This is a genomic window from Faucicola mancuniensis (assembly GCF_046523945.1).
GTDB classification, from domain to species: Bacteria; Pseudomonadota; Gammaproteobacteria; order Pseudomonadales; family Moraxellaceae; genus Faucicola; species Faucicola mancuniensis.
The window spans coordinates 2,235,753-2,252,694 of the sequence record NZ_CP171363.1 but is presented as its reverse complement, the minus strand read 5'-3'; the positions used below and the strand labels follow the sequence as shown (position 1 = coordinate 2,252,694).

Sequence of the window (16,942 nt, the reverse complement as noted above, 5' to 3'; positions counted from 1 at the left end):
CTGAATTGAGATGAAATTCAGCCAAAATTATGGTAAATTAACATTAAATTTTAACAAAAAAACGAGAAAAAAATGCTACGCCCGATTGATGTGATTTTTCGCCACCCTGTCAAAAAATTTACCGTCATTTACCAAAATGGCAAACTGTGGCAACTGCCAAAACTTGACTTTGACGGACAATCTTTGACTTACAAAAAACCATATAAAGGCAGTCGTGAACATATCTTTGTCGCCAAAGACCAAACGCTTGACGGCATGGATAATGTGCTGATTTCCCAACTTTTAACCGTGCATTTGCCAGATTCTATCGTAGGTAAAAATGTCAATCAGTTTGAACATTGGTGGCAACAAAACTGGTATGCGTTTCGTGAAGAAATCAGCGTCAAAAAAGAACGGCAAAAACACGCCAAAGAACTGGTAGAACAAGCCCATTTAGAACTGGGTAAAAACGGTGGCACATCAACTAATCCTGCGGTACAAAGCTCAAAACCACCCGTACAAAACACGGTCAGCCAACAGCCCAAATCTGTTAGTCAACCGCAACCGCAACCGCAACCGCAACCGCAACCGCAACCGCAACCGCAACCGCAACCGCAACCGCAACCGCAACCGCAACCGCAACCGCAACCGCAACCGCAACCGCAACCGCAACCGCAACCGCAACCGCAACCGCAACCGCAACCGCAACCGCAACCGCAACCGCAACCGCAACCGCAACCGCAACCGCAAAAGGCTAACCTACAGCCCACCCCTGTGTCAAGCCCAAAACCGAACACTTCACCCAGTAATGCAACCAATAATACTAACAATCAACCGCACGATGCCTTTGATGATTTGATGGATGACTTGTTACACCAATTATAAAAGATTAATCATACACCGCCGTTGTCAAAAATTTATCCACCACCGCAAATTGTCCTGCTGTGGTTTCTTCGCCATACATGGCTTGGCGAAAGGCGTTGGAATTGGCAATGCCTGTGGTGTACCAAGCAATGTGTTTGCGAGCGATACGACAGCCAGAATATTCACCATAAAAGGCATAAAGCCCTTGTAAATGGGTGAGTACAATTTCACGCAGTTCATCAATCGTGGGATTTGGCAGTAGCTCACCTGTTTGCAAATAATGATGAATTTCCTTAAAAATCCACGGACGACCCTGTGCCGACCGCCCTATCATCACCGCATCCGCCCCTGTCATCTCATACACGGCTTTGGCTTTTTGTGGGCTGTCAATGTCGCCATTGGCGATAATCGGAATGTTTAGCATTTTTTTGACTTCGCCAATCAGCTCATAGCGAGCTTGCCCCAGATATTTGTCTTCTCTGGTGCGTCCGTGAATGGTTAGAGCTTGTATGCCAACGTCTTCGGCAATTTTGGCAACGGTCAAAATATTTTCTTTGCCATTTTCAAAGCCCAAGCGAGTTTTTAGGGTTACAGGCACATCAACAGCATTCACCACCGCTTCTAATAATTTTTTCACCAAATCAACGTCTTGCAACAACGCTGAACCTGCCAATTTTTTACACACTTTTTTGGCAGGGCAACCCATGTTAATATCAATGATTTTTGCCCCATTGGCGACTTGGTAACGAGCGGATTCGGCAAGTTTGTCAGGCTCTGAACCGACAATTTGGGCGGAAATGGGCGAAATTTCACCGTCAAAATTGGCACGGTATAAGGTTTTGTTATGAGCAAACAATGTCGCATCCGATGTCATCATCTCAGACACGGCATGACCTGCTCCATAGGCTCGGCAAAGTCTGCGAAACGGATTGTCCGTTACGCCTGCCATCGGGGCTAGTATCAACCGATTGGCGATGGTTTCATTGCCGATTTGTAGGGGGGTGAGTAAGGGGTGGTTTTTCATAAGTTATTGTTTTTAAATGATTTTAATGTTAATTATTAATGGTTTTTCTTGGTGTTTTACCCACGTTTTTGGCTGTTTTTACGCTTTAAATTTTATGTAAAAACTTGCATATTTTTTCATATATTTGCATATTTTTGCGTTTTTGTTGTATCATATTTACAACATTTTTTATTGATGTTGTAAATTTTACAATAATGTTGCAAATACAGGGTGCAAACATGGGTACAATCAGCAAGAGAAAGACCAAAGACGGTAAATCTTTTCGTTATACCGCAACAGTCAGAATCCAGCGTCAAGATACGCCAAATTTTACTAAATCCAAAACCTTTAGTAAAGAAAGTTTAGCCAAAGAGTGGATAAAAAAGATAGAAGCCCAGATTGAGATTAACCCTGATATTCTCAAAAAATCCACACAATCTGTCTATGGCAACACCCTTGCCCAGATGATTGAGCATTATAGCGTGCAAACACAGGGGCAGTACAACGAAAAGCACGAAACCAACCTAAAACGCATTGCTCGTTATGATATTTGCAAAGCCAATGTATTCACCTTAACACGTCATGATTTTTCATCATTTGCGATGTGGCGTAGGCGTGGCGATGTGGAAAATATGCAAAATGCCGTTTCACCGTCCACTGTTTTAAAGGATTTGAGTGAGATTAGCACGGTTATCAATCATGCGATTTTTGTTTGGGGTATGGATTTAAACCATGTCAAATCCGAATTTGACTTTGCCATGCGTGGCTTAAAAAAATCCAGAATCGTTGGCAAATCAAAACAGCTTGACCGCTTACCAACAGGCGAAGAATTACAGCTTTTGACCAACTTTTTTTATCGTGAATGGGCTGTTGGTCGTGGTTCAATCCCTATGCACCTTATCATGTGGCTTGCCATTTACACAGGTAGACGCCAAGATGAACTATGCCACCTTTTGCTGTCTGATTTTGACCGAGCTAATAACCAATGGCTTGTCCGAGATGTCAAAAACCCCAACGGCACGATTGGCAATCACAAATACGCACACCTTGAGCCAAACGCCCTACTACTGATTGACGAGTGTTTGGACGTAACAACACGCAACCGTATGTCTATCTTAGGCTATGACCAAAATTTGCTTATTCCTATGAATGCACAGACCATTTCGTCCTATTTTGCTAGAGGGTGCAAGATTTGCGAGATTGACGGCTTACGCTTTCATGATTTACGCCATGAATGTGCCACACGTTACGCAGAAGATGGTTTTAGCATTCCACAGCTACAGACAATCACCCTACATTCATCGTGGGCGAGCCTACAGCGGTATGTCAATCTCAAAAAACGTAGCGACCGCTTGGACTATGTGGACGCCATTGCCAATGCCAAAAAACTACACAGCGAGCATAACATCACCACCAAAACGGTCAAACGCCACATCAACCGTGTGGACATTGCCCATGCCAAGAAAGCGATAGAAATCGCCAAAAATCCAACCATGCTTCAGGCAAATTGGGATTTTATCCAACCGTTTTTGGATAGTTTTGTTAAAGATTTTCATCCGTCAAAACGTATTGTTGATGATTTTACCCTACATTTGGGCGTGGATAATGTGTTTTTGTGGGACAATGCAAGGCAACGCTTTACCCTTGATTATACCCAAGACGCATGGGAAAAATACTTGTTCAAGCATTTTACGATTGATGATTTGCCAGATGGTGCGACACATTTTGACTGTCGCACGCTTGATGTTTTGCGAATTGATGACTACCATGTTTATAAGTATGTGCAAGGCGTTTGGGCGGATATTACCGCTTATTACACCCTGCACAAAGAGCGATTGATTGAGCTGTTTTAACTACTCCACTTTACAAGGTGGGTTTTTTGTTGTATAGTATGTTTTAGAGCGTCAGAACTCTATCAACTAGCGTTACCCACATTTTACGAAAAAGTGGCTTTTTTATGCCTATTATTTGGCAATCTCTCATCATAATAGTCAGTTAATCCACCTATTGGACTTCTTATGTCGAGAGTTGGCAGTCATACAATACCGTAAGGAAAAGCTGTCAGCCGTCTAGTTGCGGTTCTGAAACTCTTGACACCCTTATTTTTAATAAGGTTTTTTTCAGAAAACTAACTAGGAGTTCGTTATGAACGTATTAACCCAAACTTTTACCTTTAACCAATCTGATAATGTGCGTATTATTGTTGATGAAAATAATACGCCGATGTTTGTTGCCAAAGATGTTGCAAACGCTTTGGGTTATACAAATACGAAAGATGCTATTTCACGCCATTGCAATGGGGTCGTGAAACACTACCCCCTTAAAACAGCAGGTGGTTTACAAAACGTCCGTGTAATTTATGAACCTGATGTTTACCGTTTGATTTTTGGTAGTAAGTTGCCAAGTGCGGTAAAGTTTCAAGATTGGGTGTTTAATGATGTGTTGCCAACTATTCGTCAAACAGGGCGGTATCACGCTCCAAAACCAAAATGCGAAAAACGCAACTATGTAAGTAATGCAGATACGTTAAATATTAAACGCTTGATTTGGCTAACTACGCATTCTATGCGTTGGGAGCAATCGGCTGTGAATGCAATTTGGACACGGTTACGCTTTGCGACTGGTACGCCTAGTCCTGCGGTGTTTGAAGTGGAGCATTTGCCGATTATTGCCAATGAGATGTTGGATATTTATAAAACGGTGGTAAGGTTGAATAATACGGTGGCTGAAGCCGAAAAGATAATTATCAAACGCATTTTGAGAAATAATGAAGATGCTGATTTGATAATGGCGGAATGTGAAAAGCTGATTATGCAGTCGGCAAATGAGTTTGAGCAAAATTTGTCAAGTTCTTGCCAAAAGGTGTTTGGCGGTGATGTTGAGCAGTTGCTCTCTCGTCAGTATCGTATTGGCTGTGATTATCCAAGTTGTAATGAGATAGCCTGTTAAAAAAATAAACAAAACCTTTAACAATTACCCTGCCTAGCTTTGTTAGGTGGGGTAATTTGCTACCCTACATAAAATATTAACGAATACCGATTGATTTGCTATGACGTTTTAACGGTCATGCAAACCTAATTTAAACCCTTTTTTAAAGGATTTAACACGTTTCATGACTGCAGAGCCAAGCTGTGCTTTTCGTTGTGCTTTTTTTAAAGCCGCCTTTTGTTTTGCACTTAGCTTAACATGACCACCACCAACACGAACATTTTTAAAAACAGCTTTGCCGTTCTTAATGACTTTTTCTGCTTTATATCTGAACGTTTTGCCACCGATTTTTTGGGTTGATGTTTTACCGCCAAACAGTTTTTTAATTGTACTACCAACCCCATCAAACCCTTCTTCACTGTCTTCTTCATCAATACCAACACCAAAGATATAGGCATTTAAAAACTCATCTAACGGCTCACCGTCATCAGGTAGATTTTCAAGCACGGTTTCACACGCTTTTTCAATGGCAGTATCGGCAACATCGGTATCAGTATTAAACATATCACTAATAACACTCTCTTTGACACCAAAAGCAATCAATGCTTCCATAACAAAAGCCGTAAGTTGTGCTTTTACCGTTTCATCAACCACTTCGTCATCATCTTCATCATCTTCATCATCTTCAACAAAGACATCTTCAATCAAGCCGTCTAACACTTCATTTGGCAACAACTCATCTTCTTCATCTTGCCCTTCTGACAAAATCATCGTGGTATTTAGCACCACAGACACAGCCGCCATACGCATATTAGCGGCTTGGGTGATTGCCATACGCTCATCAATAGGGTCAAAAGCAACTTGCTCAACTGCTTCTTTAATACCGTCAAACTGTTGGTTTTGATTGGTTTGTTTTAAACTATCAAAAATTGGATTAGACATAAACATCGTATTTTTTCCTTATTTTGGTTAAAAAATTGATTAAAAATTACTTATTAATCGTGGTTTCGAGGTAGGCTTGACGTACCGCACCTTCTGGACGGCGTGCAAACTTCACATCAACCGCTTCAAACGGCTTATCTTCTCTTGGCACAATGGATAACGCATAGTACAAACCACCCAACTGCTCACTTCGCCCCAGTAGCCCTGCTGACACGCACGCATCTAGGAACGCCACGCAATCATCATACGCATTTTGTAAAAAGTTACTCATTGGCGTTAGCATATGACGTTTGATAATATCAATCACCATATTAGCCGTAAATGTTTCAATTTCAGCAGCATTAGCAAGGCGTAATGCACTGGTATCACTATCACGTTGTGTTAATACATCGCCATAAATCCAACGGCTTTCATTGCCATAGTTTTCGTTTAAAACCACAATCACTTTAGCTTTAGCAAGGGCATTTTGTGCTTCTTCGTCAAGATTGACCGTTGCCATTTGCTTCATGCCTTTAAAATTCAATGGAAAAGCATAGCCAGCGACAGGGATATTGATAGGTGGAATACCTTGACTGTTTCGTCTTGCGTTACGCAACAAATGCAAGGCTAGATAATCACCAACACAAGGTCGCCATTTTTTACGAGCCAAAACCGTTGTTGCATTGTTTGGGTGTGAAAGGTTTGGATTCCATAGCACACGCACACGGTGGTCTGCTAGTGCAAGGCTATCTACAAAAGCGACAACTTGTTGATAATCGCTAATCTCACCTACATCAATAAACAAATGATTGTTAAACTTATCCATTACCGACATAACGGCATCAATCATGGGTAAGTCATCAATATTTGCCAAGATAAAATAGCTAGGTTTGACTGCTTTGGTTAATGCAACACGCACCTGTTCAGCGGTCAAATCCGTATCGTTTGGCGTTGCAGGGATAGCGACCACTTTTTTAGAAATTCGGTAGCTGTTTAATAGATTAAACACGCCTACTTCTTTTAGTTTTGCCACGATTTCATCGGCTTTGTCTTTTTGATAGCGAGTTTCCACCACGTCAAAAAAGTCATTTTCACCGTCCAACGCACCGTAAAAATCCAGTTTTTTGGTGATATAACTAAGTTTTTGTGGATAATTTTGTTCTAATGCTTCAATACCACCGCCAACGTATAAACGACCTGTTAGACTGGTGATTTTTTTATCATCAATCTTATCGCTAATATCAAGGGTAAATACTAGGTTGTTCAATGGGTCATCAGGGTTTGAACCGTCTTTGGTATCGGTAACTTTGACGGTCATCTGACAGTTATTGTCAAACACATAATCACCAAGCATAGCGACAACGGCTAAGGCATCTGGTGTGTCTGTATAGCTTAGGGTAAAGCCTTGCTTGGTTAAGGCAAGGTATAGGGTTTGCTTTTCCATAAAAATAAGCCTATCGTTGTTAAGATAGGCTTATTATGGCATTGTCATTACAGGGTGTTTTTTGATGTTCCGATTATTTGATACTGGTTTGTATTTACAAGCTATCTGTTTGATTTTTAGTTTGGATAAAATAGCTTGTATAATAAAATCACCATCGTCAGACCTGCCTTTATCTTGATAGCGGATTTTTCCGTATATGGATTTATGTATACCAATTCTTCCGCTTCTGCCGTCTGGCAACCATTCAGTTTGTTTAGTTATAACAATTTCATTTGGTTTTAGATTTAATAATAATTCATGTAATTCATCATCAATGAAATTATCAGCATCAAGATTAAACAATACATCACCTATAGCATTACGATGAGCAATATCTTTAACATAACCACATGACCAATCACTACCATCAGCAAATATAATATTTTCAAAATGCTCAATCAATTTTATGCGACCATCGTTTAGATAGTCAGCATAATGTTTTTGTAAAAAAGGCTTTACGGTGGTGTCGTTAAAAGCAATAATAATTAAATCCACCACATCTGATTGTAAATAATAGACCTCTTTCCAAACCTTAATAGTGATTTGGTATAATACTGATTTTTAGAAAAAACAGCAAAAGCATGATACCCGAACAAGCAGAAAAACTCAGTGACGCACAATTTAAACGCTACTTTGGCATCCAAAGAAGTACCTATACTCATATGCTCACCATACTACAAGAAGCATACAACGAACAACACAAAAAAGGTGGCAGGAAAAATGAAATCAGCCTAGAAAACAAGCTCATGCTGACTTTGAGTTACTACCGAGAATATCGCACCCAATTTCACCTAGGGCAAGACTTTGGTATCAGTGAAAGTGCTGTCTGTAAAACCATCAAATGGGTAGAAAGCATACTGATAGCCCACAAAGACTTTGCCCTACCTAGCAAAAAGGCTTTATGGCAAGACCCAAACCTTGAAACCGTACTGATAGACGCAACCGAAGTACCTTGTGAGCGACCCAAAAAAGCAACGCAGGCAATACTCAGGTAAAAGAAACACCACACCTTAAAAGCACAAATCGTTGTCGATAAAAACAGCAAAAAAATACTTTGTACCCATTTTAGCAAAGGTAAAACCCATGACTTTAAACTTTACCAATACTCAAAAATGCGTATAAAGCCTAGTATCTTAATCCAAGTAGATTCGGGCTATCAAGGCATACACAAACACCATGCCAATAGCAAATTCCCAAAAAAGAAAACCAAGCTTAATCCACTATCTAAAGTTGACAAACAAGCCAATCGAGAATTAGCTTCTGAACGGGTAACCAATGAACATGTTATCGGCAAAATCAAACGTTTTAAAATCCTAGCCTGTCGTTATCGTAATCGCAGAAAACGCTTTGGCTTAAGGGTTAATTTGATTTGTGCCATTTATAATTTCGAGTTGGGTTAGTTTGGAAAGAGGTCTAATGGGTATTGTGTGGCAACGTTTGTTCTAACTGCCATACCCTATCTTTACAAGTGGTGCAGTAACTTAATTTCATTATTAACTTGCCAGCAATGTAAAAACAACACTCTTATCTTCTCGGATAGTTGCATTACCACCAACAAGTTGCATTTCGTATTGGGAAATAGCTTGATTAAATTTAGCTTCAACATTAATAGGCGTAGCTTCACGAGTTGCGAAAGACACATCACCACCACTATCTGCTATAATTTCCACACCACTAATACCGTAGCCCAAACCAGTACTCAACAAATCTACGCCATTAACTTTTAGATATTCATAGCCTTCAACAAAATATGCTTGGGCGACTGCATAAGTAGAGTAATTCCCTTGTTCATCGTAATTAGACCCATTAAGAGTAAAATGTATTGTTACGACTGGATTGGTAATAGGTTTGATTATCGCAAGACCAAAACATTTAATTGTTGTTTCAGTAACAATTGGCAAATCATACCCTTCTGGTGGCGTGGTACTGCCCACACATTGTTTTAACCAAGTGAATAAATCAGTATTTGCCTTTACGTCTGTTAACTCAGTTTGGGTCATTTTTTCAAATGTAATGGTATTTTCACCATTGAGCAAGCGTTCACCCAGATTGCGTTTTTGTATACTAGACAAGGTGTTTGATTGTATGCCTTTAATTGCAGTTAATTTTGCACCATCTAAATCACCTTGAAGGACAAAAAAAGGTGAAACTGCATCATTACCGTCTGTTGTCAATCCAATGGCATTTAATATATATGCTAAACATGTATTTGCTTCCGCATTTTTTGGTAGATATGACGAGTGAATAACTTGATATTCACCGTCATTAATTTTGTATTTAAGTGCGTACATTATGGTGTTCCTGTTAAAGTGATATAGCTCGGTTTTCTGGTATTGGTATTATTAGACCCCTTATTATCATCAGGGGCAACTACTTTCCCACAGGTTTACCAATCCGCATAACCGTCAATTCCGTAATCCTACGAGCAAAAGCATCTTCCACCGCTAGATAATCCGCATTACTACTATCAAACCCCAAAAGTGCTTGATAATTATCACGAGTAACTTTAAACGGACGACCAACAACCCCACGTTTAAAACGCCCTACAATGGTCGCTTTTGTCAGACTTGCTACATTGGACGTTTCAGACAGGTCAGTTACGCCTTGATACTGGATACCAACCGCTTCATCTAAAATTTTTGTTTCAATCATCGCCAAAACCCCATTATTGAATTACCAGACAATTACCATGCAGATAATTTAACTGATTGATATTATTAATAATACGCTGTTTTTCTACCGTGATAAAAATATCAGTTGTTTCACCAGATTTTAGCAATGTTGCTGTTGCAGGTTCATACAGATTACGACTGGCATTGTTAAAAACCTTAATAACATTGTCAGCCCTTTTTTCCGCCTTTTTTTCTACAACTGATTCAGCTTTGGTTGGCTCAACCTTTTCAACTGGAGCGACCACAGGCTCATCTACAGGTTTAACTGGCGTATCAGTATCATCAGCTACGACTGGTTCAGTTACTTTGTCTTCAGCTTGTACATCTGTTTCGGTATTGGTTTTACGTTTTGCCATTTTTTATCCTTAATGCAAATTTGCTTAAAGCTAATTTTTTAAAAAATGCTTACGGCTACCCATTCCCGTAAGCACGAAGCAACTTTTTTAATTAAATACTAGGTAGGTTTAGCATTTGGATTAACATTGCTTGGTTGCCAAAGTCAGGGTGTGGGTTACGGTCAGCACCCATACGGCTATAAATCGCTGTATGCTCTGCAAACGCATCATAATTCGCTGTTAATGTCATTGGAGCAACCGCAGTAGTTCCGACAAATGGCGAGCGTGTTGGCGTTGTAGGACGTGGCAATAACAAGGCAGTTGCAGTGGTAGTAGCACCTGTTTCATCTAACCATGCTAGGCTATCTGGAACGTAGTAGATGCGAGTACCGTCAGTCATTGTACCGATTTGATAAATGCTTGTGTTATCACCGTAGCTTACCCCTGTTGGTGTGTATTCGGTGGTGGTCATTGACATGAACACGCCAGCACCTTTTTTACCAACAAAAATATCCACGCCAGCGATTGGGAAATTCACCATTTCAGACAAGGCAACTTTTGCATTGTTGATTGATGCTTTAATTGCGGTAAAGCCATCGCCAAAGTTGGTGTATTGGACACCTGCTTTTTGTGCATCAAATACAACAGTATGGTTAGCTTGTTGCAGACATGACATTACCTGTTCACGGAGCAATCGTGCATTTTGTTCTAGGTAGTATTTTTGTTGTGTAGCAGCTAACACAGCGACACGCCAGTCAAGGTTCAACTCATTACGCATTTGGGTAATAGCGTCAATGGTTGCCGTGCTTTCGGTACGCATTGGACTTGCATAGACCGAAGCCATGTTAAATTCCATATCCATACCAGGTGGGGTCAATACATATTCTTTGCTATTTGGTTTTTTACGCTCATAGTCAAAGATAACTTGTACATGAACTTCGTTTTGTTCTGGTTCGGTTTTAGATGTGTCAAAAGTTACACTTACTGTATGATTATCAAGGTCAGCAGAACCTGTTGTTACAAGGTATTCTTTACCATCAACCGTAATTGCTTTATCGCCAATCGGTTGTAGTTTTGACACGCCTGTTTGGGTTGGGTGTGATTTGTAGTGGTCATTGGCAACTGGTACGCCTTTAACAGTAATCACCACACGACCGCCCAAAAATGGAGCTTTTGGTGTTGTTGTATCAGCGACAAAACCGATTGTATGGTCAGCATTAACCTGTTTTGTATAACCGACATGAATCGGAGTGCTAAAGTCCGCACCTGCTTTTTCCATGATAAGTGTATGGCGGTTTTCAAGATAAGGGTGTCCAGCTTTTACACCGTCAATATAATCGCCTTTTTCGGTTGCACCCATACGCATATTAGCAACGGTACGACCATAGATTAATGGCACTTCGTTACTACCGATTGGGTTTGGTAGTTTTGCGACCATTGGTAGGCTGTTGGCAATGTTGGTTAGGATTGTAACCATGATTTGAGCAGGAACAACTGATAACGCTTCATGATGTTCAAAACTTAAGCTGTCAAACTGGGCTTTGATTTTTTGGTCAGTAGAATGTTCGGTACAGGTATTTACCGCTGTTATCAGTGCATCATAGATAACATTTGCCGATGGTTCAGCACCGCCATTGCGTTTTTTGTAGATAGCGATACCTTGTTCAATGCCGTCAAAAATGGCTTGTGTGCCTTTGATATTTGCCAGTTTTTGCACTTCATCAGGTGATTTGTCGTTCAGATTGTCAAATTGGGTTTTAATCACATTGTCAGCCGTTGTGATTGCACGGCTATTTAACAAGGTAGCCAGTGCATCAGGCATTTCATGTTTTGCCACTGCTTCACCCATAGGGTGCTGTTTTAAAAGACTATCAAACGCCTGCAATGCAGTTTGGTTTTGACGTTTTTGGTTAAAGTCAGCCAAAAATCGCTCGGTTTTTTGTACTTGCGTGGCGATTTTATGGTCAAATTCTTGGGCTTGTTTAATATCTGGATTCATACCATTTTCCTATTGTTGATATTGGTATGATTATCTTAAAATAACAAAAAACACCTTAAAAAAGGTGTTCCGAACGCAAAAAACCGTTAATTGACTTCCTCCCCTCCCTATCGTTCGGGGATTCCTGCTCCCAGACGGTCAAGCCCGACCGCAAGAATGTTCTTACTGGCATTAATATCTCTATCATGCCATGTGCCACACTTCGCACAAGTCCATTCTCTTATTCGCAAACCTGCTCTACCTTTCGGACTGTTGCTGTCGATTTGACCGCAACACGAACAAGTTTGGGTAGTGTATCGTTCATTTACGATTTCAAAACGGCAACCTGTGTTCTCGCATTTGTAGGTCAGTTGTCGTTTGAGTTCAAACCAACCTGCGTCATATACTGACTTGGCTAGTTTGCCTTTTTTGCTGTTGAATTGGGTGGTTTTCACATCACCTACCACGATTAGGGCGTTGTCTTTGACTAATTGGGTGGTGAATTTGTGGATGAGGTCTTGGCGTGTATTTTTGATTTTGGCATGGATTGCCTTAACACGTTGTTTGTTTTTGGCTCTTTGAGCTATGGCTAACTCTTTGGCATATTTGAGCGTTTGCTTGATTGTGAGCTTGTCACCGTTTGAGGTGGTGGCACTTTCTTTTAATCCTAAGTCTATGCCTAAACTACCAGTAGCGCAAGTAGTTCTAGGGTATTCTTTGACGGTGATACAGACATACCAACGGTTACGGTTGTCTTGGACGACCTCAAGGGTGTTGATTTGATATAGGCTAAGGTTGTAGCTGTCCCATAGGTCAATAACTAGCTTTTGTCCTTTGGCTAGGGATAGTTGTAAGGTGGATTTTAAGCCTTTTTTACCAGTTTGGTGTGTGGCAATGTGTTTAATAGCCGATTGTTTGAATGGTAGCCAACCTAACGATTTTCGTTTAGACTTTGGGTTATTAGTACGCCAGTTAAGTTTTGCTTTTTTAAATTGCTTTCTTGATTTGGCATGGGTTTCATTGATGGCTTGAATGGTTTGAGAGTGCAAGCCCAGTAATTCACTGCTACCTTTGGTGTATTCGTTTAGGTCGTAAGCACTAAAGAATTTGCCAGTCTTTTGTAGGTGATTGTAACTCAAGTCATTGACGTAGTTCCATACGAAATTCACCGAACCGCTTAGGCGATTTAGTTGGTCTGTGTGTTTGTCTCGTATGCGTAGCTTGAGTGTTTTCATTGTTATGATATATACTTAATTTGTTTTATTTTAAATTGGTCTAATTTTTATGTCAAGCGAAAAAACAGAGTTAAGACGGGGTCGCCTAGCTATTTTGCAGGTAGTTGTGGCGGTGCTCCAATCGAGATTATCCGCCAGTACATTGAACAGCAAAATACACCGCACTAAACAACGTCCATGCGTAAGCATGATTGCTTAATTTGCCTTATATCCACCGCCTGAAGTCGGTGGTTTTACGGCAACGGAGGATAAATCAATCCAACGCACCGACATCATCTAGCTTACTTTCATCAAATACAGGCAAAAAATCTAGGTTGAATTTTTGATTAAACACATACTTCGCCCCAAAATCCGCCATAATGCTAGAACCAGTCCGCCCCACACATTCCATATAGATATAATCATCGCTTGCCAAAAGCAAACAAAACAAATCCCCTTTTTTTGGTTGCCATTCTGGTATTTGTAGCAGTCTATCACGTCCTTTTAGATTTGGATAATACGGCTCAACTTGCCCTGCTATCATCACTTCATCGGTCGTTACTATCATGTTATTGTCATGGATAGACCCACCGATAAACTGTTCAATCGTTACCATAGCAAAGCCCAACGGCTCATAGTCAAAGGCGTGTTCATCTGCGTTACTGGCAACGCCTAGCCCTGCCCATGTTTCATCAGTGCGATTGTCAAAAAAACTGTCGGTAATCGGTACAATCACACGTTTAAAGGCATAAGCAGGGATAGATTGCAAACTTTGTAATACGATAGCACGACTGGCAAGCCGTCTGCCGTTTGCGACTAAATGTGGTTCTTGTCTGATACTCATGTAATTTCCTTAACTGTTAAAGTGTCTAGCAATACCACACCTACCGTCTAAAAGGCGTTTGGCTACGTTGATACGCTTCAAAAGCACGCTGTTGTTCTTGGCTAAAGCGTATGCCTGTCGCTTGCATTTGTCGCATGACTTGATACTGCTGCCCTGTTGGCAAAGGCTCAAAAGTTTTCATCACCAGTTTTAACTGCTTTTGAATTTTTTGGATAATCTTTCTGCGATAATGCTCGGCTCGTCTTGGGTCAGCTTGAAACTCTGCTTCTCGTGTTATCTGCTCACGGCTCAATCGCTGTGAATGATGTTTGCCGTCCCCTTTTTTCAAGTCCTGTTTAACATACTGTTTAATCTTTTCAACTGTTGTACCAGATGTTAGCGTTTGCATCACTCGTAAAACGTGCTTACAAGCCACCCCTGTTAATTGTGGATTTCTCGTACTCGGATAGCGGTTTTCATACGCCCCAAAGTTAAACTTACCCACACTTGCAATATAGCGATACCAGTATGTATGCCGTCCACAATCGCAGTCAAACTTGATTTTGCCATGTTCAAGGACGTTTTTTATCTCTCTTGTGGTTGGTAGATTTTTTCGCCCTAGTACCAAAGTCGGAAAATCTAACAATTCAACCGTTACATAGTGGTTATCGCTTTTACTATTAGGACCTGCATTGGTCAAAAAATACAGCTCGTTGCCTTTTCGCTTGAATATGGTCGCCAAAAATATTTGTTCATTGGCTCGTTTTATATCTACCGCCCTTGACTGGTTGATAACTTCAGTTGGGGTAATACCACCGACAAAGTGCTTGGACGCTTTTTGTACGTTTTGTATATACAACTGCAATACAGACGGTGATAGTACCTTATCACGGATAGCCTTGTTTTTTTTGGTCGCTCCAAGTGTAAAGTCTAATAACTCACTGCTAGAAATCCCTGCACTTGATTTGGCTTGATTGATTAAGGTTTGTAGGTTTTTTTCTGTTAGGCGTTTGCCGTCATGAATGGCTTGTATCAGTTCGTCTTGTTGCTTGTTTTGGGTGCTTGCATATCGCCCACGCAAGGCTTGCTGGGTTGCTTGTTTTCGGTATGCTCGGATTTGCTCCCTTGACATATTTGCGATTAGGCGGTCTTGAATGCTGATACCGTCTGATGATTGTAGGTTAAAATAGGTTAAATCATCATTGCCATTGTTGCGGTCATTGCCATTGTTAGCCCCATGTTTAGCCCCACTATTAGCCATAGACACCACCTGTAAAGATGTTGTATTTTTTCTTTAGGGCAAATAGTTGGGTTGGGGTCGGTAGGTAAATGTCTGTTTGTGGTAGTGGTTGCCATATTGCATTTGTACCTGCACAGATTATAACCACGTCATAGTCATAGCGGTTGCCATAGACACGTTGGGCGATTAGCGTAGGGTCGTTGATTTCGTCCGCTCCTATGCTGTGTTTGACAATTTGACCTGTTTTGCCTTTGCTAATCATCAGATTAACAAGGTCTCGGATAGCGTTGTGATAAAGATTGAGTTTCATATACACCTTTAAAAATCAGTTTGATTTTTCACCGTTAATTTTGCCAAAACCTGCTCATCATTAGGCAGACTAATCCCCATGCTAATCGTCATGTCTTTGCTAATAGCCGTTGGAGCAAACTCGCCCAGCTTAGTTTTACCATTGTCAAGCGTTGGTGGAAAATCAAAACGACCGCCTGCAATACTGATACTATCGTGCTTATCACCGTCTAGCACCGCCCCTATCGGCTGTGGCGTAATCAAATTCGCCACTTCAACCCACAAAAACGCCTTTTCACCTTCATTGATTTGGCTAATTTGGCTGTTGCCCTGATCATCAGATGTCCAATACACCCGATAAGTTGGCGGTACATAGTCATCAGGCACACGTTGCCATACCGCAAAGATTTGGGCTTGTCGTACGTCATTTCCTGTCGCATATTGATGAATTGCCCCAAGCTCTGCCGTCCAGTCGGCTGCATGGATATTTTGTCCGACAATCGCTTTACCTTGTGCGGTTCGTATCCAGTTGCCATAACCAATCTCATCATGAATAGCTTGGCTATTTTCATAATGGTGTTCGGTAATCAGTAGTCCACCAATTGGGATTTTTAGTCGCTCTACTTGTTCTTGCAATTTTTTAATCACCGTATTGCTTACTTCATCAAGCAAACTACGCAACGCATATTGTGGGTGTGGGTCAGCATGGGCTAAATGCTGTTGCATAATGGCAAGCGACAACGCCCCATTTGGGTCATTTACCACCGTAACCTTGCTAATATCAAACTCATCAAGCGTCAGCCCAAAACTTGCCACAAATGCCACATGAGGGTAAATCTTAAAAAATGGCTTTGACGTGATACTTGCCACTGCAAACAACACACCAGTATCGGTAAATACCCCAACTTCGTACACTTCCGTTTCGCTATCAGCGTACAACGTGGTAGAAAAGCGTAACGTATGCGTTGTCGGTTCAATATCCCCTGCACTGATGACGGTTCGGCTAATCTCTGATTTTAAAGCCTTTTCGTTACCAGTTAGCGTGTATTTGCCACGACCAATGCCAAAATGCGACAAACGCAAGGTTAGCCCAATATTATCTATGTCTAACATCGCATTTTTACCTGCGTTGGTAATTGTAAAAATAATCGGTTGGGTTGCCATAATTATCCCTAAAATAAAAAAACTTTTAGCCTATTATCCCAAAAAAAACA

Annotated in this window: 16 protein-coding genes and 2 pseudogenes; 5 read left to right on the top strand and 13 right to left on the bottom strand. The window is 40.9% G+C overall.

Going from position 1 to position 16,942, the window contains the following annotated elements:
• The first annotated feature begins 72 nt into the window (after positions 1-72).
• Complete coding sequence (locus ACGTJS_RS11155; protein WP_410472129.1) at positions 73-864, top strand: hypothetical protein; 792 nt, start codon at positions 73-75, stop codon at positions 862-864.
• 4 nt (positions 865-868) lie between these two features.
• Here the strand turns inward: ACGTJS_RS11155 and dusB are convergent, their stop codons facing one another.
• Positions 869-1,867: a tRNA dihydrouridine synthase DusB gene (gene dusB / locus ACGTJS_RS11150; protein WP_410472128.1), complete on the bottom strand. Its 999-nt coding sequence runs from the start codon at positions 1,865-1,867 to the stop codon at positions 869-871.
• A 218-nt stretch (positions 1,868-2,085) separates the two neighbouring features.
• On the opposite strand from dusB, the gene ACGTJS_RS11145 reads away from it, so the two are divergent.
• Complete coding sequence (locus ACGTJS_RS11145) at positions 2,086-3,699, top strand: tyrosine-type recombinase/integrase (RefSeq protein ID WP_410472127.1); 1,614 nt, start codon at positions 2,086-2,088, stop codon at positions 3,697-3,699.
• A 292-nt stretch (positions 3,700-3,991) separates the two neighbouring features.
• Entirely contained in the window at positions 3,992-4,795 is an 804-nt protein-coding gene (locus ACGTJS_RS11140) for a Bro-N domain-containing protein (RefSeq protein WP_410472126.1), read from the top strand.
• Between the two features lie 108 nt (positions 4,796-4,903).
• Here the strand turns inward: ACGTJS_RS11140 and ACGTJS_RS11135 are convergent, their stop codons facing one another.
• From ACGTJS_RS11135 to ACGTJS_RS11125, 3 genes are read right to left on the bottom strand one after another with little or no spacing between them, the layout of a single operon-like run.
• On the bottom strand, positions 4,904-5,722 hold the full coding sequence (locus tag ACGTJS_RS11135; RefSeq protein WP_410472125.1) for a hypothetical protein: 819 nt from the start codon (positions 5,720-5,722) through the stop codon (positions 4,904-4,906).
• Positions 5,723-5,762: 40 nt separating this feature from the next.
• Positions 5,763-7,139, bottom strand: coding sequence for a hypothetical protein (locus ACGTJS_RS11130; protein WP_410472124.1), 1,377 nt, complete (start codon positions 7,137-7,139; stop codon positions 5,763-5,765).
• A 33-nt stretch (positions 7,140-7,172) separates the two neighbouring features.
• On the bottom strand, positions 7,173-7,673 hold the full coding sequence (locus ACGTJS_RS11125) for a hypothetical protein (RefSeq protein WP_410472123.1): 501 nt from the start codon (positions 7,671-7,673) through the stop codon (positions 7,173-7,175).
• Positions 7,674-7,759: 86 nt separating this feature from the next.
• On the opposite strand from ACGTJS_RS11125, the pseudogene ACGTJS_RS11120 reads away from it, so the two are divergent.
• Positions 7,760-8,578, top strand: a pseudogene (locus ACGTJS_RS11120) (IS5 family transposase).
• A gap of 93 nt (positions 8,579-8,671) precedes the next feature.
• Here the strand turns inward: ACGTJS_RS11120 and ACGTJS_RS11115 are convergent.
• From ACGTJS_RS11115 to ACGTJS_RS11095, 5 genes are all read right to left on the bottom strand, one after another.
• The gene (locus ACGTJS_RS11115; protein WP_410472122.1) at positions 8,672-9,469 is read right to left on the bottom strand and encodes a hypothetical protein; all 798 of its coding nucleotides are present in this window, start codon (positions 9,467-9,469) and stop codon (positions 8,672-8,674) included.
• Between the two features lie 79 nt (positions 9,470-9,548).
• Positions 9,549-9,830 (bottom strand): hypothetical protein, encoded by a 282-nt coding sequence (locus tag ACGTJS_RS11110; RefSeq protein WP_410472121.1) that lies wholly within the window; start codon positions 9,828-9,830, stop codon positions 9,549-9,551.
• Between the two features lie 13 nt (positions 9,831-9,843).
• The gene (locus tag ACGTJS_RS11105) at positions 9,844-10,206 is read right to left on the bottom strand and encodes a hypothetical protein (protein WP_410472120.1); all 363 of its coding nucleotides are present in this window, start codon (positions 10,204-10,206) and stop codon (positions 9,844-9,846) included.
• 91 nt (positions 10,207-10,297) lie between these two features.
• Entirely contained in the window at positions 10,298-12,184 is a 1,887-nt protein-coding gene (locus tag ACGTJS_RS11100; protein ID WP_410472119.1) for a hypothetical protein, read from the bottom strand.
• Positions 12,185-12,291: 107 nt separating this feature from the next.
• A complete protein-coding gene (locus ACGTJS_RS11095) occupies positions 12,292-13,398 on the bottom strand; it encodes an RNA-guided endonuclease InsQ/TnpB family protein (RefSeq protein WP_410472118.1) in 1,107 nt (368 codons plus the stop codon).
• Positions 13,399-13,479: 81 nt separating this feature from the next.
• On the opposite strand from ACGTJS_RS11095, the pseudogene ACGTJS_RS11090 reads away from it, so the two are divergent.
• Positions 13,480-13,566 (top strand): annotated as a pseudogene (locus ACGTJS_RS11090) (transposase); the annotation flags it as partial.
• Between the two features lie 85 nt (positions 13,567-13,651).
• Here the strand turns inward: ACGTJS_RS11090 and ACGTJS_RS11085 are convergent.
• The 4 genes from ACGTJS_RS11085 to ACGTJS_RS11070 are packed head-to-tail and all read right to left on the bottom strand — an operon-like array spanning position 13,652 to position 16,892.
• Positions 13,652-14,221: a hypothetical protein gene (locus ACGTJS_RS11085; protein WP_410472117.1), complete on the bottom strand. Its 570-nt coding sequence runs from the start codon at positions 14,219-14,221 to the stop codon at positions 13,652-13,654.
• A gap of 40 nt (positions 14,222-14,261) precedes the next feature.
• Entirely contained in the window at positions 14,262-15,461 is a 1,200-nt protein-coding gene (locus ACGTJS_RS11080; RefSeq protein ID WP_410472116.1) for a hypothetical protein, read from the bottom strand.
• The gene (locus tag ACGTJS_RS11075) at positions 15,454-15,750 is read right to left on the bottom strand and encodes a hypothetical protein (RefSeq protein WP_410472115.1); all 297 of its coding nucleotides are present in this window, start codon (positions 15,748-15,750) and stop codon (positions 15,454-15,456) included. Before ACGTJS_RS11075 ends, ACGTJS_RS11080 begins: the two co-directional genes overlap by 8 nt.
• 8 nt (positions 15,751-15,758) lie before the next feature.
• Entirely contained in the window at positions 15,759-16,892 is a 1,134-nt protein-coding gene (locus ACGTJS_RS11070; RefSeq protein ID WP_410472114.1) for a hypothetical protein, read from the bottom strand.
• Between the last annotated feature and the right edge of the window lie 50 nt (positions 16,893-16,942).